The organism is Zavarzinella formosa DSM 19928, assembly GCF_000255705.1.
Classification (GTDB): Bacteria; Planctomycetota; Planctomycetia; order Gemmatales; family Gemmataceae; genus Zavarzinella; species Zavarzinella formosa.
Window position 1 is genome coordinate 59411 of sequence record NZ_JH636449.1, and the last position, 17053, is coordinate 76463.

Annotated in this window: 17 protein-coding genes; 4 read left to right on the forward strand and 13 right to left on the reverse strand. The window is 59.5% G+C overall.

The window, feature by feature from the left end; genetic code table 11:
- Nucleotides 1–113: 113 nt before the first annotated feature.
- The 9 genes from BGIM_RS0140455 to cyaB all read right to left on the reverse strand — a co-directional run bounded on the left by BGIM_RS0140455 (nt 114) and on the right by cyaB (nt 9320).
- Nucleotides 114–641 (reverse strand): O-acetyl-ADP-ribose deacetylase, encoded by a 528-nt coding sequence (locus BGIM_RS0140455; protein ID WP_020475308.1) that lies wholly within the window; start codon nt 639–641, stop codon nt 114–116.
- 145 nt (nt 642–786) lie between these two features.
- Nucleotides 787–1320, reverse strand: coding sequence for a hypothetical protein (locus BGIM_RS0140460; protein ID WP_020475309.1), 534 nt, complete (start codon nt 1318–1320; stop codon nt 787–789).
- Between the two features lie 89 nt (nt 1321–1409).
- Nucleotides 1410–2021 carry an RNA polymerase sigma factor gene (locus tag BGIM_RS0140465; protein WP_020475310.1) on the reverse strand — a complete coding sequence of 204 codons (612 nt, stop codon included), beginning with the start codon at nt 2019–2021 and terminating at the stop codon, nt 1410–1412.
- Nucleotides 2022–2152: 131 nt separating this feature from the next.
- Nucleotides 2153–4444, reverse strand: coding sequence for an AAA family ATPase (locus tag BGIM_RS0140470; protein WP_020475311.1), 2292 nt, complete (start codon nt 4442–4444; stop codon nt 2153–2155).
- A 12-nt stretch (nt 4445–4456) separates the two neighbouring features.
- Nucleotides 4457–5218, reverse strand: coding sequence for an ABC transporter ATP-binding protein (locus BGIM_RS0140475; RefSeq protein ID WP_020475312.1), 762 nt, complete (start codon nt 5216–5218; stop codon nt 4457–4459).
- On the reverse strand, nt 5218–6105 hold the full coding sequence (locus BGIM_RS0140480; RefSeq protein WP_020475313.1) for a site-2 protease family protein: 888 nt from the start codon (nt 6103–6105) through the stop codon (nt 5218–5220). Before BGIM_RS0140480 ends, BGIM_RS0140475 begins: the two co-directional genes overlap by 1 nt.
- Before the next feature lie 72 nt (nt 6106–6177).
- Nucleotides 6178–7788 (reverse strand): magnesium transporter, encoded by a 1611-nt coding sequence (gene mgtE, locus BGIM_RS55050; protein WP_020475314.1) that lies wholly within the window; start codon nt 7786–7788, stop codon nt 6178–6180.
- A gap of 21 nt (nt 7789–7809) precedes the next feature.
- Nucleotides 7810–8661, reverse strand: a complete 852-nt coding sequence (gene panC / locus BGIM_RS0140490) for a pantoate--beta-alanine ligase (protein ID WP_020475315.1) — start codon at nt 8659–8661, stop codon at nt 7810–7812.
- Entirely contained in the window at nt 8655–9320 is a 666-nt protein-coding gene (gene cyaB / locus BGIM_RS55055) for a class IV adenylate cyclase (RefSeq protein ID WP_020475316.1), read from the reverse strand. The genes panC and cyaB overlap by 7 nt, the downstream gene beginning before the upstream one ends.
- On the opposite strand from cyaB, the gene BGIM_RS0140500 reads away from it, so the two are divergent.
- Together BGIM_RS0140500 and BGIM_RS59155 are read left to right on the forward strand one after the other, a co-directional pair.
- Entirely contained in the window at nt 9319–9669 is a 351-nt protein-coding gene (locus BGIM_RS0140500; protein ID WP_020475317.1) for a Rieske (2Fe-2S) protein, read from the forward strand. The genes cyaB and BGIM_RS0140500 overlap by 2 nt on opposite strands.
- Before the next feature lie 103 nt (nt 9670–9772).
- The gene (locus BGIM_RS59155; protein WP_029631648.1) at nt 9773–10636 is read left to right on the forward strand and encodes a hypothetical protein; all 864 of its coding nucleotides are present in this window, start codon (nt 9773–9775) and stop codon (nt 10634–10636) included.
- Nucleotides 10637–10706: 70 nt separating this feature from the next.
- Here the strand turns inward: BGIM_RS59155 and BGIM_RS0140510 are convergent, their stop codons facing one another.
- The 4 genes from BGIM_RS0140510 to BGIM_RS0140525 form a co-directional block, all read right to left on the reverse strand.
- Nucleotides 10707–11891 (reverse strand): cytochrome-c peroxidase, encoded by a 1185-nt coding sequence (locus tag BGIM_RS0140510; protein ID WP_020475319.1) that lies wholly within the window; start codon nt 11889–11891, stop codon nt 10707–10709.
- A gap of 1 nt (nt 11892) precedes the next feature.
- A complete protein-coding gene (locus BGIM_RS0140515) occupies nt 11893–12786 on the reverse strand; it encodes a DUF1559 domain-containing protein (protein ID WP_020475320.1) in 894 nt (297 codons plus the stop codon).
- Nucleotides 12787–13086: 300 nt separating this feature from the next.
- Nucleotides 13087–14169, reverse strand: a complete 1083-nt coding sequence (mnmA, locus tag BGIM_RS0140520; RefSeq protein WP_020475321.1) for a tRNA 2-thiouridine(34) synthase MnmA — start codon at nt 14167–14169, stop codon at nt 13087–13089.
- Nucleotides 14170–14318: 149 nt separating this feature from the next.
- The gene (locus BGIM_RS0140525; protein ID WP_157369802.1) at nt 14319–14957 is read right to left on the reverse strand and encodes a DUF4337 domain-containing protein; all 639 of its coding nucleotides are present in this window, start codon (nt 14955–14957) and stop codon (nt 14319–14321) included.
- A 343-nt stretch (nt 14958–15300) separates the two neighbouring features.
- On the opposite strand from BGIM_RS0140525, the gene BGIM_RS55065 reads away from it, so the two are divergent.
- Together BGIM_RS55065 and BGIM_RS0140535 are read left to right on the forward strand one after the other, a co-directional pair.
- Nucleotides 15301–15915 (forward strand): RNA polymerase sigma factor, encoded by a 615-nt coding sequence (locus BGIM_RS55065; protein WP_020475323.1) that lies wholly within the window; start codon nt 15301–15303, stop codon nt 15913–15915.
- 12 nt (nt 15916–15927) lie between these two features.
- The gene (locus tag BGIM_RS0140535) at nt 15928–16929 is read left to right on the forward strand and encodes a hypothetical protein (protein WP_020475324.1); all 1002 of its coding nucleotides are present in this window, start codon (nt 15928–15930) and stop codon (nt 16927–16929) included.
- Nucleotides 16930–17053: the final 124 nt, after the last annotated feature.

Genomic DNA, 17053 nt, shown 5'->3' on the forward strand with positions numbered 1-17053 from the left:
CTAAAGTGTGACGGCCACCCCCACCGCTCACGCAGTGGGGCTCTTGGGATCATGCGGTTCTTCGACGGGATAACGATCCCTGCCGGTCAATTCTTGCAGCGCAAAATATGCGGTCACGCTTCCCGGCCAAGCCGGGAGCGGTACAACTCCGCGTCGTCGATGCTGAAACAGCAGAAGGTCACTTGGCGGGGCAATTCGTGGGCGGCCAGCCATTCCGTGACCGCCGCGATGGCCACCTCGCAGGCTTCTTCTTTGGGGTAGCCGAACACGCCGGTTGAAATGCACGGGAAGGCAACCGTCCCCAATCCGGCGTCGGCCGCCAGACGCAGCGATTCCGAATAGCACGAATGAAGCAGTTCGGCCTCGTCGGAAACGCCGCCGTGATAGACCGGGCCGACCGTGTGGATCACATGCCGGGCCGGCAACCGATACCCGGCGGTCATCTTGGCGTCCCCCGTGCGGCAGCCGCCCAAGTCCTCGCACTCGGCCAAGAGATCCGGCCCGGCCGCCCGGTGGATGGCCCCGTCCACGCCTCCGCCTCCCAGCAGAGACTCGTTCGCGGCATTGACGATGGCATCAACTTTCAGATGAGTGATGTCGCCTTGAATGACTTGCATCCGGGATTCAACGGTGGCGGGCATGGGTGCGATTCCTCCACGACGCTCAAAATGGCCGTCCGGGCGAACGGGGCGAGAAACTATCCTATCTCGCCAAGTCAAATCGGCTGGAGAAACGAAAAGACCCCGCTCTTTGGGAGCGGGGTCTGGTGTCTTCATCAATCAGAAATCACTTGAAGTTCGTCAGGAACTCTTGGAAGTCCTTCTTGTGTTTTTCGATGGTCTTCGCCGGGCCGAGTAGGGTCATGTAGTAATCGCCCTGTTCCGTCGTGAAGATCACATACAGTTGACGGTACTTTTCTTTTTCCGTGATCTTCGCGTTCGGGGCGAAGGGCGGGAACTTGGAGAGGAACGTCCCCTGAACGTCTTGGAAGGTCGCGTCGATCTTGCCGACCTTGATCTTCTCGGTCTTGGCCTCGACCTTGTCTTCCCCGGCGGCGGGCTTGAACTTCTTCACCTGTCGTTCGAGGTTGGCTTCGACGCCGCCGCTGCCCCCCTTGAAGTAGAACACGGCCAGTTCGGCATCCTCGGGATCGCCTTCGGCCTTGGGCAACTTGAATTGCGTCAGCCGCATGCTGTTGGAGGGGGCTTCTTCCTTCCATCCCTTGGGGGTGACGGACTTCATGCCGGCCACTTCCACATCCCCGGCGAACGCGCCGGAGAAGACGATTCCGCAAACGACGACTGCTGCCAGATATTTCACGGCGTACTCCTCGGTTTGATGTCGGAGGTCATTCTAAGGAGACGGGGAAATGAACGTCCCGCAGACAGGGAAAAAATCCCGCGATCAGATCAGGAGGGCGCTTTCTTGGCGGGAGCTTTCTTGGCGGGAGCGGTTTCATTCTCCTCCGATTCACGGAGTTTCTTCTTGGCCCGCGACAACACCGGCCCGATGGTGTTCACGGGGATGTTCAGCCGGGAACTGATTTCCTCGTAGGTTCGCCCTTCCAGATAGAAGAGACGAACCACTTCTCGTTCCTTGGCAGGCAACCGCTTGAGGAGACGTTGCACTTCTTCCAGACTGTCCAGTCCGAGGCGGGGCTGATGGTTGTCCGCGTCGTCGGTCTTTTGCAGATTCTTCGGAAGGGGCTTGCGGGCCGGGTCGATCTTGACCATCTGATGAACACAGATTCGCCGGGCGATCACCGTGAGATAGGCCGCCAGCGAGCTTTTGCCGTGGAATTGCCGGAGGACTGAGTAATCGTTGGCGACCACTTGCAACAGGATTTCTTGGGCAATGTCCTCCACCTCTTCCGGGGTGAGGCCAGTGCTGCGCAGGTAAGCTGTGTAGTGGATAACGTGGTAGATGAGACCGAGGAAACGGTCAACGAAGTCGTTCCACGCACCTGTGTCGTGATGCAGACATCGTTGAAGCAAGGTGCGGTCCACAGCTGTGAGCGCCACGGCGGAACCCTCCGTCGCCAGTCGTTTGTCATTATATTAGACATCCCCCCGGCCATCGGGAAAATGCCGACACGAGATATTACGTCACTGGTGACACGTTTGTTACGCTTGGGGCACGGATTTTGCCGGTTTCAACGCCGGTGGATGGCGAGTTTGCCGTCACTCCAATCCACGACAATCTTCGCCCCGAACAAGTTTTCCTGACTCAGCACCCATTTGGCGAACGGGGCGACCACTTCCCGTTCGATGGTCCGTTGCAACGGCCTGGCCCCGTAACGGGCGTCGTATCCCACCTTGGCGAGTTGGTCCACCAGCGGATCGGTCCATTCGATGACGAGTTTCAACCGGCTCAGCCCGTCGCGCTGGCCGATGGCTGTCAGTTCCTTGCGAGTAATGGCCCGGATGGTTTCTTCCTTCAACGGTTGGAAGGTCACCACGCGATCAAGCCGGTTGAAGAACTCCGGCCGGAAGTAGGCCATCGCCTCGTCCTGATAGCGGGGCGCGCCGTTCGGGTTGAAGCCGACGGTGCGCTGGCGGTCGGCCCCGAGGTTGGAGGTCATAATGATGAGGGTGCTGCGGAAGTTGGTCACCCGCCCCATCGGGTCGGTCAGCCGGCCTTCGTCGAACATGCCGAGCAGCACGTCAAACACATCCGGGGAGGCTTTTTCCACTTCGTCGAACAACACCACCGTGAACGGTTGCTGCCGCACTTTGCGGATCAGCACGCCCGGTTCGGCCGGGGAACTGCCGACCAACCGGCTGACGGCGTCGAAACCGGCGTATTCGCTCATGTCCAGCCGGATCAGCCGGGAACTGGCTTTTCCGGAAGTGGCTGCCGAGGCGTCGTCCCCGTGGCCGTAAAAATAGCGGGCCAGCGCTTGGGCCAGTTCCGTCTTCCCCACACCAGTCGGGCCGCAGAACAGCAACACCCCGAGCGGCCGGTTCGGGTCGTTCAATCCGGCCTTGAAGGTCATCACCACACTGGTGGCCGCCTCTACGGCATCCGGTTGGTCAATCACCTGACCGGAGAACCAATCGAAGACGTTCTTGCGATCCAGCGTGATTTCGTCCCGAAGGAAAACCTCGGGCAAGCCCGTGCGGTCCTTGAACCGGCTGACGACCTCGTTCCCGGTTACCTCTTTCTTGTGGTCCCTCTTGCACTGCTCAAGCAATTCACGGGTGAACCGCACCGACTGGCCGGGGAACACCGAATACGGCATGAACCGCCGGAACAGTTGCACGATCCGGTCACTGACGCCCGCCGCCACGTCCAGTTTCAGGTTGGCCCGCGTGGCCTCGATCTGCCGGTCGATGACCTTGAGAGCTTGTGCCCGGTTGAACGGTTCTACCCGGATGACTTGGAACAAATCGGCCAAACCGGGCATTAATCGCCGGCAGGCATCCAACTCCGTGGGACTGACCTCGGCAACCATCCGCACCTCCCCGCGAGCCATGTATGGGGCGAGAAAAGCGGCGATGCTGTCGCTCGGCCCGAGTCCGCCGGTTTGAATGAGATCAAGCAGTCGGTCAATGCACAAAACGCCCTGAATTTCCCCCAACTCGGCGATCAGGGTTTCCACCCGTTCTTCCCACTGGCCGAGATACTTCATCCCCGCGATGATCCGCCCGGCTGAGGTGGCCCAGTATCGCCGGGACACTGGCCGGGTGTCGGCCTCCTTCGCCTCCTGCTCCAATCGGCGTTCCACCTCGCGTACGGCATCGACCAGCAGCGTCGTCTTGCCCACCCCGGATTCGCCGAGCAGCAGGACGTTCGCCTTTTCATCGTGGAGTTTTCGCACCAACAGGGCCAGCGAGTCCTCGCGTTCCCATGCTTTGGGAAATTGCTTCCGCGTCGCCCGGTCGCCGAGCGGTTCGCCCACTTTGCCGAGTGTTTCTGGCATGGGGGACTTTGTTTCAGCCATCACTTTGCGGGGAACGCGAACCACCACGTCCGACAATTCCACATGGGCGGGGGAGAGACAACGGGCGACCGCCTCCGGGGTCAGCCCCTCCAGTTTTTGAATCACATAGCGGGTGACAAGATTCTTCAGGTCATCGGCGTTGTGATAAGTGAAGCGAATCCCGAGCAACGGGATGGACGCCACCCGCTGGCCGCTATCCTGCACCCCGGTGATGCATTGCACGCGAACGGGGATCGGCATGTCCGTCGGGAATATCCGCTGTTTCTCGTGATACTCGGTGCGAACGTTCACTTTGAAGGTGTGCAACTCCGGTTCGAGGAAGTCCGTGGCGGGGAGCCAGGCGTTTTCCCGTTGATGCCACGTCAGGAAATTTTCGAGGTCGTCGCGCGCGGCTGCCGCGTTGGGGCCAAATCCGGCCAGATGGTCCTCGTCGATGGCGATGGCCGAGCAACCCCCGGCGGCATCACGGACGATCAACACGGGATAGCGGTACGTCGGCACGAATCAGTTTCCTCACGCCAAAAATCGTCGGACACGGGGATCGGAAGAATCAAACAAGGCGTCCGGCGTTCCGTCAAAGATCACCTGCGGATCGTCCGGCCCGAGCCTCGTCAGCGGGGAGAGCATCACCACCCGGTCGGCCACCCGGCGAATCGTTCGCAGTTCGTGCGTCACGACGATGCTCGTCAGCGGCCGGCGTTGCCGGGTTTGTACGATGAGTTCATTGATGACTTCGGTCATCACGGGGTCGAGTCCCGTGGTCGGCTCGTCGTAACACATCAGTTCGGGGTTGGTGGACAACGCGCGGGCCAACGCCACCCGTTTTTGCATCCCGCCCGAGAGTTCCGAGGGGAATTTCGTCATCGCGGCGGCATTCAGGCCGACTTCTTCCAACCGGGCGATCACTTCTTTTGGGAGATCATCACCGGTTATTTTACCGGCCACCCGCATCGGATAAGCAATGTTCTCGGCCACACTCAGACTGTCGAACAACGCGGAACCCTGGAACAGAAAACCGATTCGGCGGCGAACCGCCCGGAGTTCGTTCACCCCGAGGCTGGCCAGCGGCGAGCCGAACAGCAGAGCTTCTCCGGCGGTCGGGGTCATCAGGCCGACGAGCAATTTCAGGGAGACAGTTTTGCCGCAGCCGCTTTCGCCGATGATGCAGACGGTTTGCCCGGCGCTCACTTCGAGGGAAATATTCCGCAAGACAGGATGGGAGCCGATGCGGTGCGACACACCGCGAAAGGCGGCGACAACGGCGGACGTGTCCATCAGTCCCCCACGAGGGCGTTCGCCCCGATGGCCTTCCCCTCCAGCCATTGAATCCACAGCCGGGCCTTGCGATTCCAAGTGAACCCGGTGAAGCGTTCATCCGGCGGTTTGCATGTTTCATCCACGATCTGATCCATCGGGATCATGATGGACGGGATCGGCTCCAGCGCCTCCAGTTTGTCGGCCTTGATGGACGCGAAATAACGCATTCGCCCCAAGTCTTCCTGGCTTGACAAATATAGGGCAATGGCGAGGTAGGCGAGCAGCGGCGATTGAAGCCACGCCAGGCCGATTAGCAGCAGGGCCAGCGATCCGATAGTGCTGAGATTGCAGGCGATCTCCGTGGCATGGAGCCGGGTGGAGGTCATGGAGAGGGCGGCCCGAAACACCTGTCCCATGTCGAGCGGCAACACCGGAACCAGATGAAAAATCGCCATCAACAGATTGCACCAGCCGAGGAACACGACAAATGTGGAATCAAAGTTCAATTGGTCGGGCATCGGGAAGGCCGCGCTTTTTCCGGCCAATCCCAACCCCAGGGTAATGACCGCCGAGATCAACCCGTGAGTGAGCGGCCCGGCCAGCGACACGTAAATTTCCTGCCAGGGGCGTTCGCTGATGGTCGCATACCGGACGCCTGACCAGAACGGATAGAGAACCACGTCCCGCGTGTCGATTCCGAGCCGGGCCGCCAGAAAGACGTGCATCATCGCCTGAAGGAAGACACACCCCAACATTGCCACGACAATCAGGGAATAGAAACAGGCGGCGAATGCGGATTCGGTGGCGAAGGTGTAACCAGCCACCAGAGGGACGGACAGGCCGACCGTCCAGTGAACACGGATCACGCAACCAAACAGGCTGAACAAGGCGGGGGGGTTTGTCATGGTTCCGTCAGGGGGTCGCCGGCCTCCAAGGAACAGTGTATTTGTCGGATCAAGGTTTTCGTAGGGCGAATGTCAAAGCAAGTAGGCGCTGGCGATGGAGAAGAACGCCAAAATACCGGTCACGTCCACAAAAGTGGCCACAAACGGGCTGGAGGCCAGCGCCGGGTCAATCCCGAATCGGTGGAACGCCAGCGGCAACATGGCCCCGATGATTGTCCCCCACAGGCAGATAAACGCCACGGATTGGGAAATCACCATTGCGAACCGCCAGCGGCCCACCGTCTCGGCCTGGCTGACCGTCCCGGCCGGGAAAATGTAAGTGGTATGCTCCCCGTGGGCCACCTTCTCGGGGACGATGTCCGGGCTGGCCATCGTCAGGGTCGTGGGGTTTTTGGTGGGTTCCCGCACGGCGGTTTCTGTGCCGACCGGGAGGCGATAGACGCCGTTTCCGTCAGATTTCAGCGGTTGATCCGAGGGGAAAATCACTTCTGTCGGGGAGGAGAGTTCTTTTTTGGCGCTTCGCAACTCGGTCGAGGTGGACGCCCCCCGCAGGAAGCCAATCACGCCGAGCGTCAGCCCCAGCACCACGCCCATGACAAACTCGTGGCGAAGCACCTTGAACCAATCCCCCACCTTCACATGTCCGAGCGCCAGCGACCGGGTGATGAGCGTGGCGGCCTGCGAACCGGAGTTGCCCCCGGTGGAGATGCACAGCGGCACAAACAGAGCCAGCACCAGAATCGTGGAGAGCGCTTCCTCAAATTCGGCCATCACCGTGAAGGTGGCCAGTTCGGCGAAGAACAAAATCGACAGCCACATGGCCCGTTTTCGCCAGATGGTGAAGAACCCGGTCTCCAAATAGTTTCCACTGAACGGCCCCACGCCGGCCTGCTTCTGCATGTCCTCGGTGGCTTCCTGCGTGATGACGTCCAACACGTCGTCATGCGTGACGATCCCCACCAACCGGCCTTCGTCATCCAGCACGGGGATGGCGAGCAAGTCATACTGTCCGAGTTCTTCGGCGGCCCGTTCTTTGTCATCGGAGGCTTTCAGCAAGATCAGATCATCGGCGAGCATGATCTTTTTGACCGGCGTGTTCCGGTCGGCCAGCACGAGATTTCGCAGGGAGAGAATGCCGAGCAGTTTGCGGGTTCCCTCGTCCAGCACGAAAATGTAATAAATCGTCTCGCGGTCGGGGGCCTGTTGCCGCAGGCGGTCGATGGCCTGCCCGGCGGTGAGACCGGCGGGAATCCACGCATAGTCGGTCGTCATGATCGAGCCGACCGTGTTTTCCTCGTACTGGAAGAGTTTGGCGATGTCCTTGCGGTCGGCCTCGTCCACCAACCGCAACAATGCCTCGGAGACTTGTTCCGGCAGTTTCCGCAACAAGTCCACGCGGTCGTCGGAAGACATCAACTCGATCAGTTTCGCCATCTGCGGCCGGCCGGCCCCGATGGCGAGCCGCACCTGCCAGTCGATGGGAAAGTATTCAAAAATCAGCGCCTGTCGGCGCGGGTCGGCCTGGCCCAGAATCGTCCAAAGTTGATCGACCGTAAACGCATCGTCCACCAAGGCGTTGGCCACCGTCGTGGGATTGAGCGTCTCCACGAACGCCTTCAATCCCGGCAGATTGCCGTCGAGCAGCATGAACCGCAGTTCGGGGCCGTATAACGGGTGAGCCATGCGAGCCTGCCTGACGAGTGGTTAGGGATTCAGAATCAGATTGTCGATCAGACGGGTGGTTCCCAGAAACACCGCCAGGGCGGCAACGGCCGGGCGTTCGACGACCCCGATGGGTTGAAGCGTTTTGGCGTCCCGAATCTCCACGTAATCAATCCGGGCGCCCGGTGTTTGTTCGAGGATGTCCACCATGCCGCGGACCAGCAGGTTGACATGCCTCTCCCCGGCGGCCAGCATGAGCTTCGCATGTTCTAATGATTGAATCAGGCACACCGCATGGCCGCGTTCGACGGGGGAGAGATACCGATTGCGGGAACTCATCGCCAGCCCGTCCGACTCGCGAACAGTCGGACACATGACCACTTGCGTCGGCACATTCAAGTCTTCGGCCATCTGTTGGAGCAGCCGGGCTTGCTGGTAATCCTTCTGGCCGAAATAGGCGACATCCGGGGCAACGATGTTGAACAACTTCAGCACGACGGTCGCCACGCCGCGAAAATGCCCCGGCCGGCGATCGCCGCACAGACCGGTTTGCAGGGCGGGGACTTCCACAAACGTCGAGGCATCCGGCGGGTACATGGTGGCCGCGTCGGGGGCGAAGATCAGGTCCGTGCCGACGGCCGTGCAGAGTTGCCGATCATCTTCCAAGGTGCGCGGATATTTGCCGAAGTCCTCGGTCGGGCCAAATTGCGTCGGGTTCACAAAAATGGAGACAACCACAAAATCCGTCTCCAGCCGGGCCTGCCGAATCAAGGCGGCATGACCGGCGTGAAGCGCGCCCATCGTGGGGACAAAACCAACCCGGCGGCCGGCCTGACGGGCTTCCCGGACAAGTTGGCGAACCTCGGCAATGCTCGGAACCACCGGCGTCAGCATGGTTTTTCCCCTCCGGGGACGGTCGTGTGGCCGAGGAGTTGTTCGAGGTAGCAACGGCCTTCTTGTTCGGTCAGCCGAAGCTCGGCCGCGATCTCAAAGAGCATTCCCTTGGCGGCTTCGTAATGGTCTTCCCGATCAACAATGATCTCGATTTCCACGAACTGACCGACCTTCTCGACATGATCCTCGCACACATGAACAATAAAATGACCCCGCAGAAATTCGTGGGTTCGCCGCAATTTGCGAACCTCGGCCACCCGGCGATAACCGAGATGCCCGAACAGCTTTAACATTTCGGCGGCGGCCTGTTCGCCGGGGATGATGGTTGTCTCGCATTCCGTGCGGGTCTTCGTGATGGCGTCCCGCCGGGGGCCTTTGTACGTGAGGCGGGTTCCCTCCCCGCCGACCCGCAACCGCAGGGCCTCGTCCGTCCGGGCGAAATCGCGGTCGGGGGCGCCCAGATAGATGTCGGCTTCCCGTTCTTCGCCCAGAAATTTCGCCCGCAGGTCGGTCAGCCGTTGCCGAAAGGCGGCGGGATCGGGCAGGCGAAACTTGGCTTCCACTTCCAGCATTCGGATTCTTTCCGGCAGGTCGGGGCGGACACTTCCCGTTACAATACGTTTCGATTCATCGGCGGCATCCAAGGTGATTTGAATCATGAGCAACCTCGTGAAAGTCGGGCGGGCGGAGGACATCGCGGAGGAGAATCCCCGCGTGTTGCAGGGGCCGGGCAAGAGCATCGCCCTGTTCCGGGTCGGCGGGGATTTTTTCGCCATCGACGACATGTGCCCCCACGCCGGGGCCTCTCTCTCCGGCGGCCCGGTGGAGGAGGGCATCGTGACTTGCCCGTGGCATTACTGGCGGTTTCGCCTGAAGGACGGCGCCTGGGCCGACAACCCGAAAATCAAAATCGGTTGTTACCCGGTGACCGTGCAAAACGGAGACGTGTTTGTGGATGTCTCCAACCCGAAGCACGACGCCGGGGCGGGCAAGCCAGCCTGCGGATGACCATGTGAGTTCGGCGCGAAAAATTGCAATATTACGCGACTTCCGGCGAACGGAGTGATATCCCTAAGTCCAACCAATCAAACTTAATTCAGGATCAATATCGATGTCCACACCCGCACCGGACGTCCCGGCTCCGACGCACTCCCCGCAAACCCACATGCGTGAAATCCGCATTGTCAGCCACTCCCACCTCTTTTACTGGTGGCCGGTCTGGCTCTTCGGCTTTGTGTTCGCCCTGTGGACACTGGTTGAAAACGACCGGCTGGCCGTGCTGCCGTCCAACGCCGAGTTGGTGATCTCCAAGGAACCCGGCGTCAAGACGGCGATTTACATCGACGGCGACATGCACGAATCGACCAAGATCATCACCCCGGTCGAGGCGGGCGGCAACAAATACCATTTCATTCCGCGCGTCAGCAACAAATCGTGGATGGGGCCGCTTTACCTGATTATCCTCTGTCTGGTCATCATCATTACCAATGTGCCGTTACGGGGGTTATGGTCGCTGGTGGCGGTCATCCTCTGCGTGACCGGATCGCTGTTCATCAGCCTGTTCGGCTGGTGGGACAACATTTTCTCCGCCCTGTACGGCCTGCACATCTTCATCAACATGGCCGGCTACCTGATGTTGGGAACTGTGGTGTTCGGCGGCTGGGCGCTGGCGACCTTCGTGTTTGACAACCGGTCCTACATCATCTTCATGCCCGGCCAAATCCGGGTGTGCGAACAGATCGGCGGCCGGGAAAAGGTGTACGACACGATGGGAATGACCGTGGAAAAACACCGGGACGACTGGTTCCGGCACATTTTCCTCGGCTTCGGCAGCGGCGACTTGAGCGTGCGAACCGCCGGGGCCGACCGTCATGAAATCCTGATGCCCAACGTCGCCCTGATTGGCTTCAAGATCGGGCCGATCGAGCAACTGCTCCGCGAACGCCAGACGGTGAAACTGTCGGACAGCCAATAATGAATTGTCTAAGACCTGCCTGATTGTCATTGTCAGGCTGGTAAAAGTAGGTCCGGCTGAAAAGCCGGACCTACTTTTCAATTTCACTCACTGGCAGACTGATGGCCGGTGGTCTCACTCGTCTTGCTGGTTCGTCCAGGCATCGCAAAAAGGCTTCTAAATCGGCCAAGTCTTGTTTGTTCAGCCCAAGCGGTTTGAGCAGCGGCGACTTGGTCGGAAAATTCGGGTCGTCTTTGTGTTTCTCGGTCTTTTTCAACGTCGGCATTCCGGCGTTGTACATTCGCAGCACGCCATCCAAATCAAACAAACCGTTGTGCATGTATGGACTAGTTTTCCCAACGTTTCGGAGGGAAGGCGTCCGGAAGGCTCCCACGTCGGCTTTCGCCTTCGTCACTCGAAAACGCCCCAAGTCTTCAAACTCCCGCCCGTAGTAACTCAGACCGACATCGTGGAATTTGCCGTCTGACAGAGTCGGGCCGTTGTGACAGTGCAGGCAGCGGGCATCCGTCCGGAACAAGTGCAATCCGCGCACCTCGGAATCGGACAGGATTTCCGGCTTCCCTTTGAGGAAGGTGTCAAACCGGCTGCGGCCGCCGACCACTGTTCGCTCGAAACAGGCAATGGCCATCGCCGCGCGGTCAACGGTGATTCCTTTGTCCCCGAAGACCTTTTCAAACAGCTCTGTGTAGCCGGGCGCTTTTTCCAACCGCCCCGTCAGTTCCTTCTCGTCGGCGCGCATTTCATCCGGGTTGGCAAGGACCGCCTTGGCTTGTGCCTCCAGCGAAGCCGAGCGGCCGTCCCAGAAATAAGCGGTGGCAAAGGCAGTGTTGGCCACCGTGGGGGCGTTGCGTTTCAGCGGTTTGCGGTCGTGGCCAAAAGAGGTGGTCCGTCCGTCCGCCCAAGCCAGATCCGGGTCATGGCAACTGGCGCAGGCTGATTGCCGGGTGCCGGACAATCGGCCGTCGAAGAACAAGGCTCGGCCGAGTTCTTCCTTGTCCTTGGAGTGGGGATTGTCCTTGGGGTGAATCACTTCCGGAAGCAAACCAAGTTCGCGATGCTCCGTCCCCGGATCAAGAGTTGGTTTCGGCCATTCAGCCGCCGGTTTGCCGTAAGCCGTTCGCAGTTCGGCGGCCCGCGTTTTCGCCTGCTCCAGAGTCAATTCCGGCCGCGAAGATTTGGCGGTCGAAGGGGCCGGTTGGGCTGAAAGAATTCCCGCCGCCAAGAACAGACATCCGGCCGAAAACCACATTCGCATGTCAACCATTCTCCGAAGCAATCTCGCCGCCGGCCCGAGTAATGAGAGCCGCAATAATGGTCGCCGACGCACTTTGGCGAACATACCGAACGGAACCATCTGCAAAGAGGTTATTGGCCCCGCCGGTATGAAAGGCATACATGGAGTAAAAGTTATTGCAATTAATCATGCACGGGCCGCCGGCCGTTGAACTGTAGGTGTCTGTACCGTCTGTTTTGAAGCCGCGAACCAAAAAGCCATTGAATTCGGCCCAGCCGCCCAGATTCACGGCATTCGTTCCTTTGACTCCGTTCCTCCAGTTGTCCGGGCGGCCTCCAGACTCAATCAAGAGGAATGTGTTTGATGTCCCGTCAGTCACCTGGCTCAACGTGCAATAAACATTGACGGTCGAAATCATGATGCCACTGGAGTCGGCTGGTTGCGTCGTGGTCACAAATCCGTTGGTGTACTGGGTCGCCTGAACACCCCAAGGAGTCGCGTAGTCGGAGATGGCATAAAGTTTGCCCGCCAGCGAATCCATTCGCCCGTCGCCGCCGGGCACCGACGGGCAAACCAAGATTTTGATCGGCGTCTGAACAATGGTTTGGTTGTCGGCGTGATTGAAAGCCAAATCAAAACGGTAATTGTTCCGGACGTTGTCTTGTTCGATAAAAGGAAGGATTTGAACCCCCCAATACGAAATCGCCGGGGTGTTGACATACCCGGCGGGAAACCGCTCATTTCCCGAGTAATAGTTGTGGAAGGCCAGCCCGAGTTGCTTGAGATTGTTGGAACACTTCATCCGGTTGGCGGCCTCCCGGATCTTCTGGACCGCCGGAAGCAGCAACCCGATCAGAATGGCGATGATCGCAATCACCACCAACAACTCAATAAGCGTGAACGCGCGACGGCTCATGTCGGGATACTCCGGATGCCGGGAAACTTTGGCGGGCAATGATGCGGAGGTGAGCGTTGGAACGCATCCCGGAGGCAGGCAAAACAAACCTTAGCAACGTTAATGAGATTAAATCTCATTAACGTTGCTAATAAGTTATCTCAAACATTTTGGCTTGACAAGGGCATGCTTCTCAGGATTTTCGTTTTGCCGGACATCAGGTAAAAATGAAGACACATGTCAATGGGAAATGCGAGTGCGTCGGATGATGGGAAGGCAATCCCGGCAGTCAATTTTTACCGGGATTACCAGAGAAAAATCTCACTGACGTGATTCAATCCACCCGCCGCCCAGCACGCGGGAACCCTCGTAAAACACGACCGATTGGCCCGGCGTGACGGCCGATTGGGGTTCGTCAAAGACAACCGTGGCCCCGTCGTTTTCGGTGACGGTCACGGTGCCGGGGGAACCGGCGTTGCGATAGCGTATCTTTACGGCGCATCGCAGCGGTTCGGCCGGGGTGTCGATCAGCCAGTTCACGCGGGAGGCGGTCAGCCCGGCGGACATCAGCCCTTCGCGTTCGCCCAAAACGACGGTGTTGGTTTCCGGCAGAATGTTCAACACATACCGCTTTCCGGCGGCGGCGATGCCCAGGCCCTTTCGTTGGCCGATGGTGTAGCGTTCATAGCCGTCGTGCTGGCCGAGAACGGTTCCCTCAGTGTCCACGACGTTCCCGGCGGTTTGCAAATCCGGCCGGCGCTTGCGGATCACGGAGGCATGGTCCCCGTTCGGCACGAAGCAAATTTCCACGCTGTCCGGCTTGGTCGCCACCTCGGCCAGCCCCGCTTTGGCGGCATACGCCCGAATCTCGGACTTCTGATACGCCCCCACCGGGAACAACAGATGCTTGAGAATGTCCCGCTTGATGCCGTTGAGGACGTAAGACTGGTCCTTTTCCGGGTCCAATCCCTTGTGCAATTCCGGTTCGCCGGTCGGCCCGGTCAGGATGCGGGCATAATGCCCGGTGGCGATGAAATCTGCGTCGAGTTGCTTGCCAAACTCCCAGAGTTGACCGAATTTCAGATAGTTATTGCACACAACGCACGGGTTCGGCGTCCGGCCCGCGAGGTATTCGTCCGAGAAGTAGTCGATGATCTTGTCGAATTCTCGCTCGAAATTCAGGGCGTAGTAGGGGATGTCCAGCCGGTCGGCCACACGGCGGGCGTCTCCCGCATCCACGACGGAACAGCACCCTTTTTTGTGATCGGCCCGTGTGTCCCCCTCCTCCGAATGCACACCGGTGCGCATGAACAGGCCGATGACCTCGTACCCCTGCTCCTTGAGCAGCACGGCCGACGCCGAACTATCAACACCACCAGACATCGCCAGGACGACACGCTTCATGCCACAGTCTTCTTTCAGGGGCTTCAATCATTTTAAGCAAGGATGAGGGATGAAAGATGAGGGATGAAAAGAAAACCGGATCACGCAGTCCTTTCTTGTTTTTTTTCATCCCTCATCCTTCATCCTTCATCCCTCATCCTTGGTTTTTATTAGTGGCTTTCCGTCGGGTGCTCCTCATGATGCTCGGCGGTCACAGTGAACGCCGAGAGAGTGATGCCGATGCCCAGCGCGCAAGAGACAATCCCGGAGAGCCAGAAGGCTTTGCGTTTGGTCAGCACGGCGATGGAACAGAGCACCAAGCCAAGTTCCACGGCCAAGTGGGCGATGTCCAGTCGGTTGCCTTGGGCATGCTTGATGTGGGATTCCTTCGCCAATTCTTTGGCGCGATTCTTGTCGCCGTCAGCGCTGTCCTTGCGGACTTTCAAGTCCGCTTTGTATTCGTCGATCTTCGCATTCCACCCGGCCACCAGTTTCTCCCGCTTTTGAGCGGCGGCCGGGTCAGTCGGCGCCGGCTGGAGGTCGAGGGCGTCCCGGTTGATCTCCAAAGTTAGTTGCCGGACGCGGGTGGCTTGATACCAAGCGTAGCCGTTCGAGGCGTTCACTTCCTTGACACTCGCCTCGTTTTGGAGCCGCAACACGTCGTTGTGGGTTCGATGGGCAATCATGGAAACGGTGGCGAGGACGGCCGCCACCATCGCAATGCTGATGGCCACCCGTTTGTCAAACTTGGAATGGGTCGCGTGCTGGGCATGTTCCGCTTGTTCCAAATGCTCGTGCGTGCTGGACATGATCGAATCCTTCTGTTTCGGCGAACCGATGTGACCCACTTGTTTTGCGTTCAAACGTCGGTTGCGACAAGGACCCGGAAGATGACAAGGAGACAAAGTGACACGGAGACAAGGTAAAAAACCCGCATTCGAGTCGAGGCGAAGATGTCTTTTTCACCGTGTCTCCGTGTCACCTTGTCTCCTTGTCATCTTCCGGTCATCGGAGGAGTGAAAATCAACTTTCCTCACCGCGCGGGCTTGACGGGGGGGCCGGTTCGGGCTGAGATACCATTGTTGCCCTCCCGCGGATTGACCCGGCCGTGAACCCGGCCGTTCTTTCCGACGTATCAACCAACAGGCGGCCGTGGCCGATTTCGATCCGCTCTCTCACTATTCGGACGAGGAACTTCTCAAACGCTTCCAAAAGGGGCAGCGAGACGTCTTCGGCGCGTTGGTCCGGCGGTATCAGCGGGAACTCTTTGGATACCTGCGGCGGTATCTGGGGGACGCGGATCTCGCGGATGATGTTTTCCAAACCACGTTCGTGCAGGTCTTTTCCAAAGCCGGCCAGTTCGAGGCGGGACGGCCGGTGCGGCCCTGGCTTTATGCCATCGCCACCAACCAGGCCATCGACGCCATGCGGAAGGTCGGTCGGCGGCCCACGGTGAGCTTGGAACAGGTCGAGGTTGAGACGGAAGGGGAGCATCGCGGGTTGCTCGACATGCTCGAAGCCCGCGAAGCCGATCCGTTCGACCATGCCGACGCCGCCGAGACGCGGGAACTGGTGCGGGCCTGTGTGGACCGTTTGCCGGAATTTCTGCGGTCGGTGGTGGTGATGGCCTACTATCAGGGGTTGAAATATCAGGACATCGCCGATGCCCTGAACATACCCTTGGGAACCGTGAAATCTCGCCTGCATGCCGCGTTGATTAAACTCCATGAATCCTGGACGGAAACGCCCTCACTCCCCGAGATGTGAGGGGGGTGAGTCATGAACAATAAGATCGAAGAAGTTCTCCTCGGCCATCTTCTCAAGGCGAACGACCCGGCCACGCAGGCCGAGGTTGAGCGGTTGATTTGTTGCAATCCCCGCACCCGCCGAAGTTTGGAGACGCTGGAAACCGCCCTCGCCCCGCTGGCGGCCGACAAGGATGATGTCGCCCCGCCTAGGGATCTCTGGCTCCGGACGATTTCCCGCGTGGCCGAGCATCTGGTGGCCACCGAGGGGCCTCCCTCTCAAGTTGTTGAAGAACCGCCCGTTTGTGGCCGCGGCGCCAAGCCCCGCCTCAACGGATGCTCGCTGACGCCGTCGAAGGCCGTCAAACTTGCCAATTGTGAGATCACGCCGGTCACCTTGATGCCCGCGAGCGATCCGGAAATTCGTCTGCCTCGTCAATGGAACGTGTTCGCCACGATCGGCCTGTCCCTCGCCGGGCTGGCCCTCTTGTTCCCGGCCGTCATCCACTGGCGGCAACAAAACGACCGGATGACCTGCCAAAACTCCATGCGACGCTTCCACGAGGCGGCCACCAGTTATGCCGAGCGCCGTGAAGGCTGGCTGCCGCTGATCGAGGACGGCGAAAAAGTCGCCCGGATTGTGACCATCTTGGATGAGACCGGCAGCCTCGGGCCGAACGAACACTTCGGCTGCGCGGCCGCCCCCGCGCCGCCGGGCAATTTGCCTTTTGCCAACTATTCCTACTCTCTCGGCTACCGGGACGGAACCGGCGAACTTCGCGGCCTCCATGTCCGGGCCGACGACGGATCAATGCCCCTGCTGGCCGACGCCCCGATGCGCAACGGAGAATGCCACGCCAGCCTTAACCATCCCCACGGGCAAAACGTCCTCTTCCTCGGCGGGAATGTCCGCTTTTGTTCCCATGTGAACGTCGGAATCGACCAGGACGACATTTTTGTGAATGATCGCGGCCAAGTCGGCGCCGGTCTTCGCCGGTTGGACAGTGTGCTGGGTCGGCCAGAAGAACGGCCTTGATGAGGCAGGACTGGATTACTTTTCAGCAAACGAACATTTGCCTCGGTTCGCTCGCTTGTCTCAGGGCCACCCGCACCCACAACATAAATATTCTCTCACATCCTAAAACTTCACTCGGACATGA

Coding starts and splice junctions, on each gene's coding strand:
- BGIM_RS0140455 (WP_020475308.1), bottom strand. CDS start 641: ATGCCCGCCACCGTTGAATCCCGGATGCAAGTCATTCAAGGCGACATC.
- BGIM_RS0140475 (WP_020475312.1), bottom strand. CDS start 5,218: ATGGACACGTCCGCCGTTGTCGCCGCCTTTCGCGGTGTGTCGCACCGC.
- BGIM_RS0140480 (WP_020475313.1), bottom strand. CDS start 6,105: ATGACAAACCCCCCCGCCTTGTTCAGCCTGTTTGGTTGCGTGATCCGT.
- mgtE (WP_020475314.1), bottom strand. CDS start 7,788: ATGGCTCACCCGTTATACGGCCCCGAACTGCGGTTCATGCTGCTCGAC.
- panC (WP_020475315.1), bottom strand. CDS start 8,661: ATGCTGACGCCGGTGGTTCCGAGCATTGCCGAGGTTCGCCAACTTGTC.
- BGIM_RS0140500 (WP_020475317.1), top strand. CDS start 9,319: ATGAGCAACCTCGTGAAAGTCGGGCGGGCGGAGGACATCGCGGAGGAG.
- cyaB (WP_020475316.1), bottom strand. CDS start 9,320: ATGATTCAAATCACCTTGGATGCCGCCGATGAATCGAAACGTATTGTA.
- BGIM_RS59155 (WP_029631648.1), top strand. CDS start 9,773: ATGTCCACACCCGCACCGGACGTCCCGGCTCCGACGCACTCCCCGCAA.
- BGIM_RS0140510 (WP_020475319.1), bottom strand. CDS start 11,891: ATGCGAATGTGGTTTTCGGCCGGATGTCTGTTCTTGGCGGCGGGAATT.
- BGIM_RS0140515 (WP_020475320.1), bottom strand. CDS start 12,786: ATGAGCCGTCGCGCGTTCACGCTTATTGAGTTGTTGGTGGTGATTGCG.
- mnmA (WP_020475321.1), bottom strand. CDS start 14,169: ATGAAGCGTGTCGTCCTGGCGATGTCTGGTGGTGTTGATAGTTCGGCG.
- BGIM_RS0140525 (WP_157369802.1), bottom strand. CDS start 14,957: ATGTCCAGCACGCACGAGCATTTGGAACAAGCGGAACATGCCCAGCAC.
- BGIM_RS0140535 (WP_020475324.1), top strand. CDS start 15,928: ATGAACAATAAGATCGAAGAAGTTCTCCTCGGCCATCTTCTCAAGGCG.